The sequence below is a fragment of the Porphyromonas loveana genome, assembly GCF_003096695.1.
GTDB lineage: Bacteria > Bacteroidota > Bacteroidia > Bacteroidales > Porphyromonadaceae > Porphyromonas > Porphyromonas loveana.
Window position 1 is genome coordinate 62,546 of sequence record NZ_QEKY01000011.1, and the last position, 13,855, is coordinate 76,400.

10 protein-coding genes and 1 pseudogene are annotated in these 13,855 nt (G+C 51.4%); all 11 read right to left on the reverse strand.

The window, feature by feature from the left end; translation table 11 throughout:
• Nucleotides 1-185 precede the first annotated feature (185 nt).
• The gene (locus C7382_RS07250; RefSeq protein ID WP_116679630.1) at nucleotides 186-1,847 is read right to left on the reverse strand and encodes an AMP-binding protein; all 1,662 of its coding nucleotides are present in this window, start codon (nucleotides 1,845-1,847) and stop codon (nucleotides 186-188) included.
• 419 nt (nucleotides 1,848-2,266) lie between these two features.
• The gene (locus C7382_RS07255; RefSeq protein ID WP_116679631.1) at nucleotides 2,267-5,509 is read right to left on the reverse strand and encodes a UvrD-helicase domain-containing protein; all 3,243 of its coding nucleotides are present in this window, start codon (nucleotides 5,507-5,509) and stop codon (nucleotides 2,267-2,269) included.
• Entirely contained in the window at nucleotides 5,506-6,366 is an 861-nt protein-coding gene (locus tag C7382_RS07260) for a lysophospholipid acyltransferase family protein (protein WP_116679632.1), read from the reverse strand. Before C7382_RS07260 ends, C7382_RS07255 begins: the two co-directional genes overlap by 4 nt.
• Before the next feature lie 44 nt (nucleotides 6,367-6,410).
• Complete coding sequence (locus tag C7382_RS07265; RefSeq protein ID WP_116679633.1) at nucleotides 6,411-7,337, reverse strand: CDP-alcohol phosphatidyltransferase family protein; 927 nt, start codon at nucleotides 7,335-7,337, stop codon at nucleotides 6,411-6,413.
• Nucleotides 7,338-7,352: 15 nt separating this feature from the next.
• Nucleotides 7,353-8,081 carry an SDR family NAD(P)-dependent oxidoreductase gene (locus C7382_RS07270; RefSeq protein ID WP_116679634.1) on the reverse strand — a complete coding sequence of 243 codons (729 nt, stop codon included), beginning with the start codon at nucleotides 8,079-8,081 and terminating at the stop codon, nucleotides 7,353-7,355.
• A gap of 4 nt (nucleotides 8,082-8,085) precedes the next feature.
• The gene (locus C7382_RS07275; RefSeq protein ID WP_116679635.1) at nucleotides 8,086-8,544 is read right to left on the reverse strand and encodes an adenylyltransferase/cytidyltransferase family protein; all 459 of its coding nucleotides are present in this window, start codon (nucleotides 8,542-8,544) and stop codon (nucleotides 8,086-8,088) included.
• A 19-nt stretch (nucleotides 8,545-8,563) separates the two neighbouring features.
• On the reverse strand, nucleotides 8,564-9,661 hold the full coding sequence (gene pdxA / locus C7382_RS07280) for a 4-hydroxythreonine-4-phosphate dehydrogenase PdxA (protein ID WP_116679636.1): 1,098 nt from the start codon (nucleotides 9,659-9,661) through the stop codon (nucleotides 8,564-8,566).
• A 34-nt stretch (nucleotides 9,662-9,695) separates the two neighbouring features.
• On the reverse strand, nucleotides 9,696-10,754 hold the full coding sequence (locus tag C7382_RS07285) for a DUF4837 family protein (protein ID WP_116679637.1): 1,059 nt from the start codon (nucleotides 10,752-10,754) through the stop codon (nucleotides 9,696-9,698).
• Nucleotides 10,755-10,868: 114 nt separating this feature from the next.
• The gene (rlmN, locus tag C7382_RS07290; RefSeq protein ID WP_116679638.1) at nucleotides 10,869-11,936 is read right to left on the reverse strand and encodes a 23S rRNA (adenine(2503)-C(2))-methyltransferase RlmN; all 1,068 of its coding nucleotides are present in this window, start codon (nucleotides 11,934-11,936) and stop codon (nucleotides 10,869-10,871) included.
• 157 nt (nucleotides 11,937-12,093) lie between these two features.
• Nucleotides 12,094-13,098, reverse strand: coding sequence for a type I glyceraldehyde-3-phosphate dehydrogenase (gene gap, locus C7382_RS07295; RefSeq protein ID WP_116679639.1), 1,005 nt, complete (start codon nucleotides 13,096-13,098; stop codon nucleotides 12,094-12,096).
• Between the two features lie 586 nt (nucleotides 13,099-13,684).
• Nucleotides 13,685-13,855, reverse strand: a pseudogene (locus tag C7382_RS10355) (peptidase); the annotation flags it as partial.

The window sequence follows — 13,855 nt, forward strand, 5'->3', positions numbered from 1 at the left end:
AACAGCGTTGGAGGGCTGATCAGAAGCGGGTTGAGCCCCATTGAAAGAAAAGTTCAGCTGCGGAAGCAAAATTTTTTCAACCTGACCTATTCCAAAACGTGGAGCATATTCATTTTTTTCCTCTCAGGGAAAGATAAGATTCATGCACCTATCCACCGACAGAGCAAGAGGGTGATTGCCCAGTCTTAGGGGTAGAGAAATCGCTTGATGCTTCGCTTGGGAGTCTTTTCGAACTCTTCGTCGTGGCGAACAAAGGCTGTAATCTTCTCATAGGCTCCCACCTGTGCATTGAGTTCGGAACGACTCTTTTCTATCCGCTCCCATCCTTGATCGACCGTAAGCCCCTCTTGTTCTATCGCCTGCCTGTCGGGTACGATGAGTGCAAAGAGACGACTTTCTTTGTCATAGACAATGCTCTCCAGAACATAGGGCAGGCTGTTAATCTTAGACTCTATCTCCTCGGGATAGATGTTCTGCCCATTAGAGCCGAGCAGCATAGTCTTGGAACGTCCCTTGATGAAGATGTTGCCCAGTGCATCTATTGTTCCAAGGTCTCCCGTGCGCATCCAACCGTCAGAAGTGAAAAGTTCAGCCGTGAGTTCGGGACTCTTATAGTAGCCGAGACAGACGTTCTCGCCACGCACTTGGATCTCTCCCACTCCTTCATTGTCACGCTCGTCAGGAGCGATGCGCACCTCCATAATGGAGAGAGACTTGCCGCAACTGCCCGGGAGCCAATCATACCAATACTCATAGCTGATGAGCGGGCCACACTCCGTCATGCCGTAACCTACAGTGACGGGGAAACCGATGCGATAGAGAAAGCGCCCCACCTCGTCGTTGAGGGCGGCACCACCGACGATGATCTGCCTGAAGCGTCCTCCGAAGACTTGGGTCAGCTTGCTACAGATGGATTTATGTACGACCTTTTTAAGTCTGGGGACAGAGAGTAAGAACTTTACGAATGGTTTGCGTATCTGTGGAACGATGGACCTATGATACAACTTTTCCAAGATGAGAGGTACGACGATGATAAACGTAGGACGCACCTCGGCAAAAGCTTTGATGAGTAAGGGAGGAGAAGGTATTTTGCCGAGAATATACACGTGCACCCCGATGGCAAGCGGAGTGAGGAAGTTAAAGGCGCAGCTATAAGTATGCGCTAACGGGAGGAAACAGAGGATATTCTCTCCTCGGAACATGATGTCGCGCTCCATGACGTAGGTCACATTGCCTGCCAAATTATTGGCTCGCAGCATGACTCCCTTGCTGAAGCCTGTGGTGCCCGAAGTATAGTTCAGCAGGATGAGATCGTCGTTGGACACCTCGGCATAGCGTATGTCGGTAGCCGTATAGCTCTGCGGATACGTTTCTGCAAAGGTTGCGCCCAAGTTCTCCACTACACGACTGAGCAACCCGCCTTCGGTACGATCCATCCGCACGGCATTGTCCTCAACGGAGAGCACCCCCTCCAGCATGGGTAACTGATCGGGATCGAGCGTCTCCCATATCTTTTCGCTAACAAAAAGATATTTGGCCTCCGAATGCGTGATGATGGAGGCAGCATCGATGGGATTGAAATCCGGCAAGATGGGAACGATGACGGCTCCGTAGGTGATAGCGGACATGAAGGCCATGCACCATTCGGCAGAGTCCTTGCCCAACAAAGCTACCTTATCACCCGCACAGAGGCCGACACGCTCGAAGAGGAGATGGCGACGAGCAATGTCCGTAGCCACATCGCCATAGGTAAAAGTAGTACCCGTATCATAATTGGTTAAAGCAGGAAGCTCCCAATTGTGAGAGAAACTATCTTGATAAAGTCGAATGAAATTCTGTCGGATCACAACTGCACATTTATTCGTTCTATGTGCAAATCTACGCAAAATATCAGAAAACGTGCAAGAAAATCAGGGATTATCTTCACGGAATCCTCTCTGTGGATACCATCGAACGGATTTAGGACATTGTGATGCAGTTGCTTTGGATAGGAGGGGAGCCAAATTCTCGTTTGTTCTTATCTGGCGGTCTAATGCTGAGATGGCGATGTGTGTTGCCGATTATTATGAAAAGCAGTTTTGTCCTTAGCCAAGGACAGTTCTGTCCTCAGTCGAGGACAAATCTATCCTTTATAAAGGACAGATTTGTCCTTCACTTTGTTGCGCCTTAATAGTCGCCCTTTCTGCACTGTAATAGAGCATTTTTCCTAAATGAGAGAAAAAGCTCTTGTGGTTCAGATCGCCTACCGCTGACAGGAAACAGAAACTTAGAGAATACACTCTCCGCTCACCTCTACCACCTCGTTCTCGGGCAGATACCAGAGAAAACCCCGCACATGGGGGTAGTTCATTGAAGAAAGGAGTCGGATGTAGCCGCTCATCTGCCGTTGGTGAGCATCGCGAACAGCACCGAATTTGTAGTCGACTATATCCGTATGGTCGTCGTAAAGAACGATGCGGTCGGGACGACGCTGGCCTCCTCCGGGTAAGAGAATATCCTGCTCGTTAAGAACTCGACCGCTTCCATCGAACCATTGGGCAAATTGCGGATCGGCTGTGACAACAGTCAGCCGTTCTGTTAATTCTTGGGCTTCCTCTTGTGTGACGATGCCTTCGGAAAGATAGCGCTCCAACGCATGGGGAACATCGTCGGCGCATACGACCTCCGCTAACACGCGGTGCATCACATGACCATGATAGAGAGGCAGATGCCTGCGATAGAACTCTCCTCCCTCGGGGCGGATGGCCAAATGTGTCGTCACAGCAGAAGGACGTCCCGTGGGCAACACAAAGGGGAGTGTGGTAGATTGCGATGCTGCGGCTTTACTCAAAACAGAGGGGTTCGGCTCTCCCCATTGGTAACTGCCGGAGGCTGAAGCTTCTACTCCCAGCGAATCAATAGCCTGATGCATGAGATCACCCACAGTGGCAAGTGCCTCCGGTTTGTTGGCAGGAGGGAGCCAAAGGTGCATCTCATCCTTGGCTCTCGTGGTAGCTACGTAGAGGAGATTGAGGTTGTCCATTAAGGCGTCAGACCGTTCTCGGAAGTAATCGGCAGCAAAGAAGGTCTCAGCCATTTCCTTTTTATAACGGACAGGGACTACTGAGAGGAGATCGAAGGGGGGACGATTCTGTGGCATCATACACCAAATGATCTGCTCGTGTTTGGCACCGTCGTCCATAGGCCAATCTATAAAGGGCATCAGGACGACACGGAAGCCGAGCCCCTTGGACTTATGGATAGTCATGACTGTGATGGACTGACTATTGGGTGCCGAGGCGATGCGACACTTAGCCGATCCAATATCATCCCACCATCGGAGGAAGTAGCGGAGATCGGCAGAATACTCATGGCTGAACGAATTGATCTGATCCAACCAAGCCACCAAATAGGGGGTCTCTCCCTCGGGCATAAGCGAACGGAAAAGCGAGATCAGCCCCTCTGCCAGTTCGTAAAGAGAACGCCGGCGGAGATAGACAAACTCATCCAGCTGAGCAGCAGTAAAATCCCCATCTCCCTCCGAAGGCAAACCGGCAGCCTTGCACATTCCATCATAAGCAAGGTAAGCCATCTGTCGCAATGCATCGGACTGTGGTTGTGCGACGAAGCGAAGGATCGCAGAAAGGAAGCGTATGGATGCTGCACTATTGAGCGTGAGAGCATCATCTGACATGGGAGTGAGGGCATAACCCTGCTCGTCAGGCTCGGGACGGTAGGACAATAGGGCTTGAGCCACCTCCTCCACGTCGCGAGCCTTGCGCACCAATATGGCGATGTCGGAGGGAGCATAACCGCGCTTTTGCAAGTCTATGATATAGCGAGGAAGGCTGAGCATAAGATGCTTGCGCCACTTCATGAGGGTTCCTCCCTCCTCGTCCTTCAAATCCTCAGCCACATGTACACAGACCACACCACCGGCATCCGCCTTGGCCGGTGACACCTGCTGTCCCACATCGGCATAGGTATGTAAGAAAGTGGTTCGCAGTTCTTCGACCAATGCCCCATCGTAAGAGGTCGCAGCCTCCGCTTCTGCGGCGACGGCTCTTCCCAAAATTTCTGGGAGACGGGCATAGAGAGTATTGTTGAACCTAATGATTTCGGGCGTGCTGCGCCAGTTGTATGGCAGATTGACCCGATCGGATTGACCAGCAAAGTCGAACCCGACATCATCCGTAAGCAATCTCCTATCGGCATTACGGAAGCGATAGATACTCTGCTTGGCATCACCCACAAGGAGATTGTACTTTCCTCTCGCCAAACTCTCGGAGAGGAGAGGCTTGATGTTGTCGTACTGCAGACGACTGGTATCTTGAAACTCATCGATCATTTCGTGCTCGATGCGCACACCGATCTTGTCATAGACAAACGGTGTCTCGCTACCGTCGATAATCCGATGCAGGAGCGTGGGGGCATCAGATATGAGCATCGTGTTTTCTTCTTGTCTGATCTGTCCGATCTGTTCCCACAGGTCAGATATGATACCGAGGCGATTGAGATAAGGAAGTGACTGAACGGCCGTGTTATATTCGACCCAGCCCCGTCCGCAGTACAACGCTACCGTATCTACCATACACTCTCGAAGGCCGGTGGCATAGGCCGACATGATGGCTTCTTTCGTCTGAGGGGCTGCAGTTTTGGCATAGAGTTGGACTTCAGGATCGCCTTCAGCCATAGAGACGAAGGTCTTGGTGGGAGGCTTGACATCTCCACCTCTGAGAACTTTGGCGAACTCCAAAATTCCGCCTTTGGAACCACCCTTGAAATCTAAGAAGCTGATACCTGCCGTCGTGACGATCTCTTCGGCTCGGCGAGCAAGCAAAAGTCGTCGCTCTTCGAAGGCTTTGATCAGTTTTCGCATCTCTGCTTGATAAGAATGAATAGCCGATTTGACAGGTAATCGTCCTTGCTCAGAAAGCAGAAGAAGCTTCTCATTGAAAAGTTCTTCTCCCAAACCGATCATTTCTCTGCGGATGTTATGCCCCTTTCCCGCTTCGATCATATCTTCCGCCAAACGCCTTATCCATCGCTCTACATCCGACGTTCCTCTCTCCCCAAGGCTGTGAAGCAAGCGAACAACGGCCTGCTCAAGCACGACCTTTTTCTCCATTTCGATACGGAAACCGCCGGGCAGCCCCAGCTCGTGCGAGAAGGCACGAACTACTTCTTGGAAGAATGCGTCGATCGTTTTCACTCGCAGGGCAGAATAGTCATTCAGCATCTCGGAGAGAACCTCTTGGGCACGCACCTGCAATTGCTCACTCGTGAACGAAAGCTCACGCTCCAGATCGGAAGCGAAAGGGGAGGAAGCACCTTTGGCGAGGCTGTGAAGCTCTTCGAGGATACGCTCTTTCATCTCGGCAGTGGCCTTATTGGTAAAGGTGACCGCCTGTATAAAACGGAAAGCCCCGCGTGCACGCAGGGCCAAACGAAGGTATTCACCGGTAAGCGTATGCGTCTTGCCGGAGCCGGCCGATGCCGTATAGATGCGAAGCTGCTTGGTAGATTTCATTTCTTTTTCTGTCGTCTCGGAGCAAGACAATACGTGCGATCGTAGAGGAAAAGCGCCAGCTCACGGGGACTCTTTTCGAAGCGAGCGATAGTCTCGGGAGCGATTGGTTCGCCTATGTACACATCGAAGACGTGTCCCCTCTTGTTGAATAGTTCGGCAGGGATGCGCGGCGTTCTGATGGTCCAACTGAGCCAACCGAGGAAATGGAAGTACCAAGAATTGCGCCCGCTGAAGAAAATGGGATAGACCGGTGCATGACTCGCCAAAATCATCTTCGCACAACTGGCCTGCCACTCGCTATCCATCACCCGATTGCGATTGCCTTTGTACACGGAAATACCGCCTGCCGGAAAAAATCCTACAGGTTGACCCGCTTGTAAACGATGGAGGACTTCTTTGACTCCAGATACATTGTTTTTGCTTTCCGTCCCTCCCGCAATGCCTCTCGGAGGAGCTACGGGAATAAAGCTGTCGCGCAAACAACTGATCATCGACAAAAAACCATTGACCAAGACACTGTAATCGGGACGTACGGAGCCGATAATATCTATCAGCATGATGCCGTCGATGGAGCCGAACGGGTGATTGGACACAGTCGTGAAGGCACCGCTCTTGCGCATCTCCTCCAAATGCTCTGCACCATGGAGCCTATAGCTCACGTTGATGGCAGGATCGGTCAGAGCTGCATGGGCAAAAGCTGCACCACGCAGATTGATATGACGAGCGTGGACAGCATTGATATCAGTTATCTTGAGTGCTTTCAGCAGTCGACGCGTCACTCGTCGCTCTCCTTCCAAGACGGGAAAAAGGCGATGCACATCTTCTTCGGTGAGAACTTCGGGACGAGAATCGACCATGACTGCTGTAGCAAGAATGAACTATTAGGAAGAGGAGTGCAGGATCAGTTATCAGTCCTGTAATGATCGCGACACATAGCTTCGTGACGCTTGACACCGACGAGCAAAACAATATTCAGCACGATAATTTCAAAAACGAAGTAGAGCCAAATATGTCCCGTCAGCACGAAGATAAAAAGCGGGATGGTGCGACCATTGAATGTGAGAAAGTCCACGATATTCATGATCCGTCGACTATCCTGACGCAGCCCCATACGGAGATGCTCGGGGATCGTATTGTTTGGATATTGCGATTCCAATTGGTCAAGAAGTCGTTGCAAATGCGGCGTCGCCAACTCCTGCACGACTGTATAATAATAGTATAAGGTGCTGAAAAAACGATTCACTCCTTGCGGCATGACTCCTTTTCTCTTGCGAATGGAAGAGGAACGCTCAAACTCTTTTCCCTTCTCGGGACTGATAAAGAAGAGATGAAGCGTCTTGTAGTAATCCGTGACTGCAGCTTGTATGAGGTGACTGAAACCGGAAAGGAGGCCAACAAGAATAAAAGCTCCGATGGTCATCGGACCAAAGACGGCGGGATACTCTGCGCTCAATCGAAGAATGAAGCAAATGTATATGCACCCAAACCAAATATCACCCGCAATACCATCGAGGATACGACCGATCTCACTCTTGATACCTGTCAGGCGAGCCAACTGTCCATCAATGCAGTCCATAATATTGGCCAACACCAAACAGATAATACCGGCAACGGCCCACCCAAGACTGTATGGCGTATGCATAAAACACAAACCACCCCCTAATCCGACAAAGATTGAGAGAATGGTAACCATATTGGGAGAGACTTTCGTATGGCTGAGCAGCTTGGCAAAGTAAAAACCGATCGGGCGATAAAACTTCCGATCAACAATATTCTCTGTCTCCAGAGATTTAAGGGAGGATTGATATTCCTTGTCGTTTTCGTTCATGTCTCTGATTGTTCATCATCGGAAGCTGTAACCTCCGTCGAGAGTCAGTATCTCTCCGTTGCAGTATGCATTGGTAAGCAAAAATAAAAAAGCCTCGGCGATCTCTTCGGGCAGAGCAAAACGGTGCAGAGCGACCTTGCTCTCTATACTCCGACGGATCTCTGCCGGTTTGGTCTTCTGCCATTCTGTATCGACGAAGCCCGGAGCGACAGCATTTACGCGGATACCATAAGGCTCAAGATGCTTCACCAAATTACGTGTGAGAGCGTGCACAGCCGACTTGCTCACGCCGTAAGGCAATGCCATCCCGTGGGGCTCGATCCCCATAAGTGAACCGGTGAAAAGCACACATCCTCCACGCTCGATACGCGGAAGAAGCCGCTGAATCAAAAAAGTGGGGAAATGCACATTGGCAAAAAAGACCTGCTGCCACTCCTCAATAGTGATCTCTTCGAAAGGCGTGCGACAGGTGATACCCGCATTCATCACTACAGCCCGCAAGGTAATGTCCCGCTCACTGAGCGCATCTGCTATGGCATCTATCCCTGCCGTGCCGGTAGCATCGGCCTCCAACAGCTCAACCACCGGGGCATGAGCAGCCAACTCGGCAGCAGCACTACGCGCAGCTTCTTGATCGTGTCCGTAGGTCAAGACGAGTGAGTAACCCTTACTCGCCCAAAGACGCGCCACTGCCAATCCGATACCCTTCGTCCCGCCGGTAATCAATGCGTATCCCGTAGGCATGGCGCTACATCTCTTGGACAGACTTCGGCTTCTGCTGACGTTCTTCGTTCAGCGTCTTGGCATAGCTGTCATGGATGGTTTCTTTGATTTTGGAGGAGGACACGCCCGTTCCGTAAGGGAAGTAGAAGACTTGGACCCCCAGATCTTTGAGATAGTCGTACTTGCCATTCCAGTCATCACCCACGACAAAAGCATCGATATTCAGTTTCTTCACGATCTCCGTATGATCCAGTGTATGCTGGGGAATAACGATGTCGGGAGTCTTCAGAGCCTCAAGGATCTGCAGTCGTTCGTTGAAAGGGATAATGGGGGGAGCCTTATATGAAGAGACCAATTCGTCCGTGCTGACGCCAACAATAAGTATATCGGCCAAACTACGCGCATAGTTGATCATGCGCAAATGGTTGTAGTGGAACATATCGAACGTTCCGGATGTGTAAACAATGGTCTTGTCCTTGAACATAGCTATATGTGTTTGTTTATTAGTTTTCGTCTTCTGTCTGCGGCAGTTTCTCATTATCGTTGCCACGCTCGAAATAACTTTTTCGGAGAGGATTGCGCGTTGCATGACGCCACGTAGCGCGAGAACGATAGATATCTATCGCCTGGAAAACGGCCGCACGGAAGGAATCGGGCGAAGCCTCACCCTTACCCACGATATCAAAGCCTGTACCATGATCCGGCGATGTGCGTACGACAGAAAGCCCTGCCGTCACATTGACTCCACGTTCCATACAAAGCGCTTTGAAAGGAGCCAATCCCTGATCGTGATACATCGAAAGGACACCATCGAAATGCGACACCATGTCCGACCCCCAGAAACCATCCGCGGCATAAGGGCCGAAAGCCAATAAGCCTTGTTCCTCAGCCTCTTGAACGGCAGGGCGTATCGTCTCTATCTCCTCCGTACCGATGAGGCCGTTGTCTCCGGCATGCGGATTGAGCGCCATGACTGCGATACGCGGACGGACGATGCCGAAGTCCATGCGGAGACTGCGATCGAAGGCACGCAACTTGTCCATAATAAGTTCCTTACTGATGAGAGAAGGTACGCGTACCAACGGCTCGTGCATCGTCACCAGAGCTGTACGAATCGAGTCCTGCGTCAGGATCATCAGCGCATCACTGTCCTCCAGACCTGCCTCGGCCTGCAAGAACTCGGTATGCCCCTTGTAAGGGAAAACATCCTGTGGCATGGCAGCCTTGTTGATAGGCATCGTCACGAGGACATCAGCCTCTCCTTTTTTTACCGCCTGCAAGGCATAGCTGAGAGCTTGGGCAGCATAAGTGCCTGCCATGGGAGAGCATTCGCCCATCTCCACCTTGGCATCTTCCGGCACGCAATTGACCAGATTCACCTTACCCTCCACGGCTTCTGCTGCGGAAGAGACATGGTTCCAACTCTCAAGCTCGAGTTCTAATGTTTTTCTGTAATAGGCGGCCACCTTGGCCGATCCGAATATGACGGGAGTGAAAAGTTCCAATATCGTGGCATCGGCAAAGGTCTTGTGCAGAATCTCATACCCTATACCATTGATGTCGCCATGCGAAATGGCCACTTTCAGCTTCTTATTCTCCATGAAAGTTATGTGTGTATGGACAGATAGCCGACGTTTATTTGAGGACAGTCCAACGTGCTTTCTTGATCACCGCTGCATCGAACTTCGCTGCCGACCGGGGACGCATGCTATAGAGAGCCGCTTCCATCTGACGCATCAGGTCGCGCTTCTTCTCGTTGGGGTGATAGATAAAGCCTTCCACCACGACTACCTTATCGCCATCGACGAAAGCTTGCATCACGAACGGGCCGGACATCATCTGTCCTCCCTCCATGCGCCAGATGCCATGCACCTCGCCACGTTTCTGTTTGTCCAGATATATATATCGATGCTTGAGCAGCATGCGTTCGGTGATGGGATAAGAACCCATATCGGATCCTTCTATATTAGCCTTGAGGACGGAGTCGCGTACCTCGATCATGCGGTCGAGTTTCAGATCCGATTCGTTACGATAGGGGAAGGTATAGACGAGGAGATCCTTGCGACGGCGCATCTGGTTGTTGGACATCCACAGGAAGTTCTCACCCTCCTTGTGGCTGAGAATGTCGTTGGGCACATTGATATTGTAACCGAACATGCGCTCCACGCGCTGATTGGCATCGGCACTAAAGGCCTTCATCCACAACTCGCCGAAGAGGAACAGCTCGTGACGGATAATGAGATTCTGGATAGCCGCCTTGTTGTTTTGGACATAGTTCTGAAGCGAATCGACACTCGGACTGTTGATGAGCACGACCAATTGACCTTTGGCCCACTGATCATATCCGTACTTGAGCGCGGTATGTGTAAATACTTCAGGATTGATATCTACCTGAACCACATTGCGGATATAGCGGAGGAAGCCCGTAAAGTCCTCTTCCGTCACACGGGAAACAGCCAAGATGGGTTCGTTCTGATTCAAGGCCGGAGCCACCTCCGTCAGGGCCTCATACATAGCCTCTCCCACAGGTGCGGAAAGATGCTGATTATCCATGACCAACATCACTTCGCCGGGGGAGCCGGTCGAGTTGGCGAAGGACTGGCCAGCAGATCCTCCTTGCTTACATGCATTCATCATCACCACCATGGCAATGAGAATAGGCAGAGCAAACCAAAAACGATTTTCTTTTTTCATTTTTCCTTCTTGAGTAATGCTACATTGTAGATACACGACCAAAGGTAATAATAAAAAATCGTGGTTGCGGCGCTTCTCGCGCCTTATAGGACAGAAAAGTCGCGCCACGACGCCTTATCCTTCGGCAGCTTCCGTACGGCCGTTCTGCTGCTTGGCAGTCGAAAGCATGCCGCAAGCGGCAAAAATATCCTCCCCCCGTGAGGCACGGATGGTACAGGTGTAGCCATGCTCCTCCATGCGTTGGCGGAATGCCTCGATGCGCTTCTCATTCGAAGTGCGCAGTGGTACACCGGGGATGCGGTGGAAGCGTATCAGATTGATCCGGCAAGGAATCCCTTTCAATATCGAAGCCAGTTCGTCCGCATGCCTGCGGTCGTCGTTGAGGCCGTCGAAAACGATATACTCGAACGAGACCCTGCGTTGACCACTGAAGTCATAGGCACGGATGCGCTCAAGCGTTTGGAGAATAGGGAAAGCCTTCTCCGCCGGCATCAGCTCCTGCCGCTCGTCCGCAAACGGGGTGTGGAGACTCACCGCGAGGTGGCAACGGCTCTCCGCCAAGAAGCGTTCCAGTCCCTTGGCTCCGATGGTGGAGACTGTGATACGCTTAGGACTCCACGTCACTCCCCACCCCTCGGTGAGGGCACGCAGGCTGCACATCACCTCGTCCGTATTATCCAGCGGCTCGCCCATACCCATATACACGATATTGGTGAGACGGTCGGCTTCCTCGACAGAGAAGATCTGGTTGAGGATCTCGGCAGCCGAGAGATTGCCCTTCCACCCTTGCTTGCCAGTCATGCAGAAGAGACAGTCCATCTTACATCCGATCTGAGACGAGATACAGAGCGTAGCCCGATCGCCATCTGGGATGAAGACCGACTCCACAAACCTGCCTCCTCCGACGGGGAAGAGGTATTTCTTGGTGCCGTCCACGGAGCATCGGACATCGGACCAGGGCGTGCGTCCTATCTCATAGGAAGCGGAGAGCTTCTCCCTATTGGACTGTGAGATATTGGTCATCTGCGCAAAGTCCGATGCCCGACGCACGTAGATCCATTCAGCCAATTGCTTGCCCGCGAAGCGCGGCATACCGAGCGCAAGCGCCACGGCTGTGAGTTCGTCGAGAGACATGCCCAGCAGTGCAGTCTTGCCGGCAGGCGGTATTTTGTTGATCTCCATTTTGTTACAGAAGGTTGAGGAGGGTATAAGAGCTTGGCATGAGGATTTTTACTCTAAACCAAGCAGATTTAAACGGCATGAGCCCGGCAAGACACCGAGCTCAATACCTTATTTAGAGAATGATAGTCCGATTCCGGAGGGGACTTTCTTTCAATGCTTATGCATTCACCTTTGCCATGTGGGCAATGAGGTCAAGCACCTTGTTGGAATAACCGATCTCGTTGTCGTACCAAGAAACGATCTTCACGAAGTTGTCAGTCAGGGCAATACCGGCCTTGGCGTCGAAGATAGATGTACGCGTATCACCGATGAAGTCAGCAGAAACCACATCTTCGTCCGTATAGCCCAAGATACCCTTGAACTCACCTTCGGAAGCCTTCTTCATGGCCGCACAGATGTCTTCGTACTTGGCAGGCTTGGCCAGCTGGCAAGTGAGGTCTACTACAGATACGTCCAGTGTCGGCACACGGAAAGACATACCCGTGAGCTTACCGTTGAGTTCGGGGATTACCTTGCCCACAGCCTTGGCAGCTCCTGTAGAAGAGGGGATGATATTGCCGCCGGCAGCTCTACCACCGCGCCAGTCCTTCACTGAAGGACCGTCCACGGTCTTCTGCGTAGCAGTGGTGGCATGCACCGTAGTCATCAGACCGCCCACCATACCCCAGTTGTCATGCAAGATCTTGGCGATAGGTGCCAGACAGTTGGTCGTACAAGAAGCGTTGGAAACGATCTGTGTACCCTTCACATATTTATCTGTATTCACTCCACAGACGAACATAGGCGTATCGTCCTTAGAGGGAGCTGACATAACTACATACTTGGCACCGGCCGCGAGGTGAGCCTGCGATGCTTCTTTGGTGAGGAAGAGACCGGTCGATTCCACTACATATTCTACTCCGGCAGCATCCCACTTCAGGTCTGCGGGGTTCTTCTCGGCTGTAACACGGATGGCCTTGCCATTCACGATCAGCTGACCGTTCTTCACCTCTACTGTACCGTCGAAGCGGCCATGTACAGAGTCGTACTTCAGCATGTATGCCATGTACTCCACGTCGATCAGGTCATTGATGGCTACCACTTCAAGGTCTTTTCTGGATTGAGCGGCGCGAAATACGAGGCGACCGATACGGCCGAAGCCGTTAATACCTACTTTCGTCATAGTTCTATGAGTTATTATAATGTTACTATTTGTTGGTCTTATACCCCTTTCGAGGTAAGATGTCGCCGGGGATCGCCCCGCTGAAAACATCATCATTGCAAAAGTAAGGAAGATAATTCACAAACCACAGTTTTTCTGCGCGAAAAACCATTTCTGCCCCAAGACCCCTTCATTTCTCAGAAAAAGCAGCATCGTTCAAGGAGAGATCCATCCCCTAAAGCTCTCGCTGAATCGCTAATTTACTCGTCCCCAATCGGGTGAAGAGGCATAGAATCATTCCCTCCTGCTCAGAGGGCAAAAAAAACACACGCCAAAAAGAAATTATTTTGGCGCCACTTCCCCAAAAATTATGCGCCAAATCAAAAAACTTTTGGCGCGTGTTTTTCCGATGTCTCGGTGCCATATTTTTTCGATCATCAGCTCATGTTTTCGAAAAATGTACGCCATCGCCTTCAATACACTGTAGTAGGTAAAAGTATACCCCACACAAAAGCGAGTCGCCCGACTCCTCATAAGGGGAGTCGGGCGACCAGTAGGGATCGGGTGGTAGAGCACCCGATCGAAAAAGAGAGTTCAGCCCGTGGGCTTACTTGATAGCCAGCTTCTCTACGTAAGACTTGCCGTCTACTACGATCATGGCTGCATAGAAGCCGCCCTGTGCAGTGTAAACCACCGTGTTGCGACCGGAGGCCAGACGGCGACCCGTCATGTCGTAGATCATGGCTGTGCCTTCACACGTTACCGTGATAGTCTTGCC

Coding starts and splice junctions, on each gene's coding strand:
- C7382_RS07255 (WP_116679631.1), bottom strand. CDS start 5,509: ATGAAATCTACCAAGCAGCTTCGCATCTATACGGCATCGGCCGGCTCC.
- C7382_RS07260 (WP_116679632.1), bottom strand. CDS start 6,366: ATGGTCGATTCTCGTCCCGAAGTTCTCACCGAAGAAGATGTGCATCGC.
- C7382_RS07265 (WP_116679633.1), bottom strand. CDS start 7,337: ATGAACGAAAACGACAAGGAATATCAATCCTCCCTTAAATCTCTGGAG.
- C7382_RS07270 (WP_116679634.1), bottom strand. CDS start 8,081: ATGCCTACGGGATACGCATTGATTACCGGCGGGACGAAGGGTATCGGA.
- C7382_RS07275 (WP_116679635.1), bottom strand. CDS start 8,544: ATGTTCAAGGACAAGACCATTGTTTACACATCCGGAACGTTCGATATG.
- pdxA (WP_116679636.1), bottom strand. CDS start 9,661: ATGGAGAATAAGAAGCTGAAAGTGGCCATTTCGCATGGCGACATCAAT.
- C7382_RS07285 (WP_116679637.1), bottom strand. CDS start 10,754: ATGAAAAAAGAAAATCGTTTTTGGTTTGCTCTGCCTATTCTCATTGCC.
- rlmN (WP_116679638.1), bottom strand. CDS start 11,936: ATGGAGATCAACAAAATACCGCCTGCCGGCAAGACTGCACTGCTGGGC.
- gap (WP_116679639.1), bottom strand. CDS start 13,098: ATGACGAAAGTAGGTATTAACGGCTTCGGCCGTATCGGTCGCCTCGTA.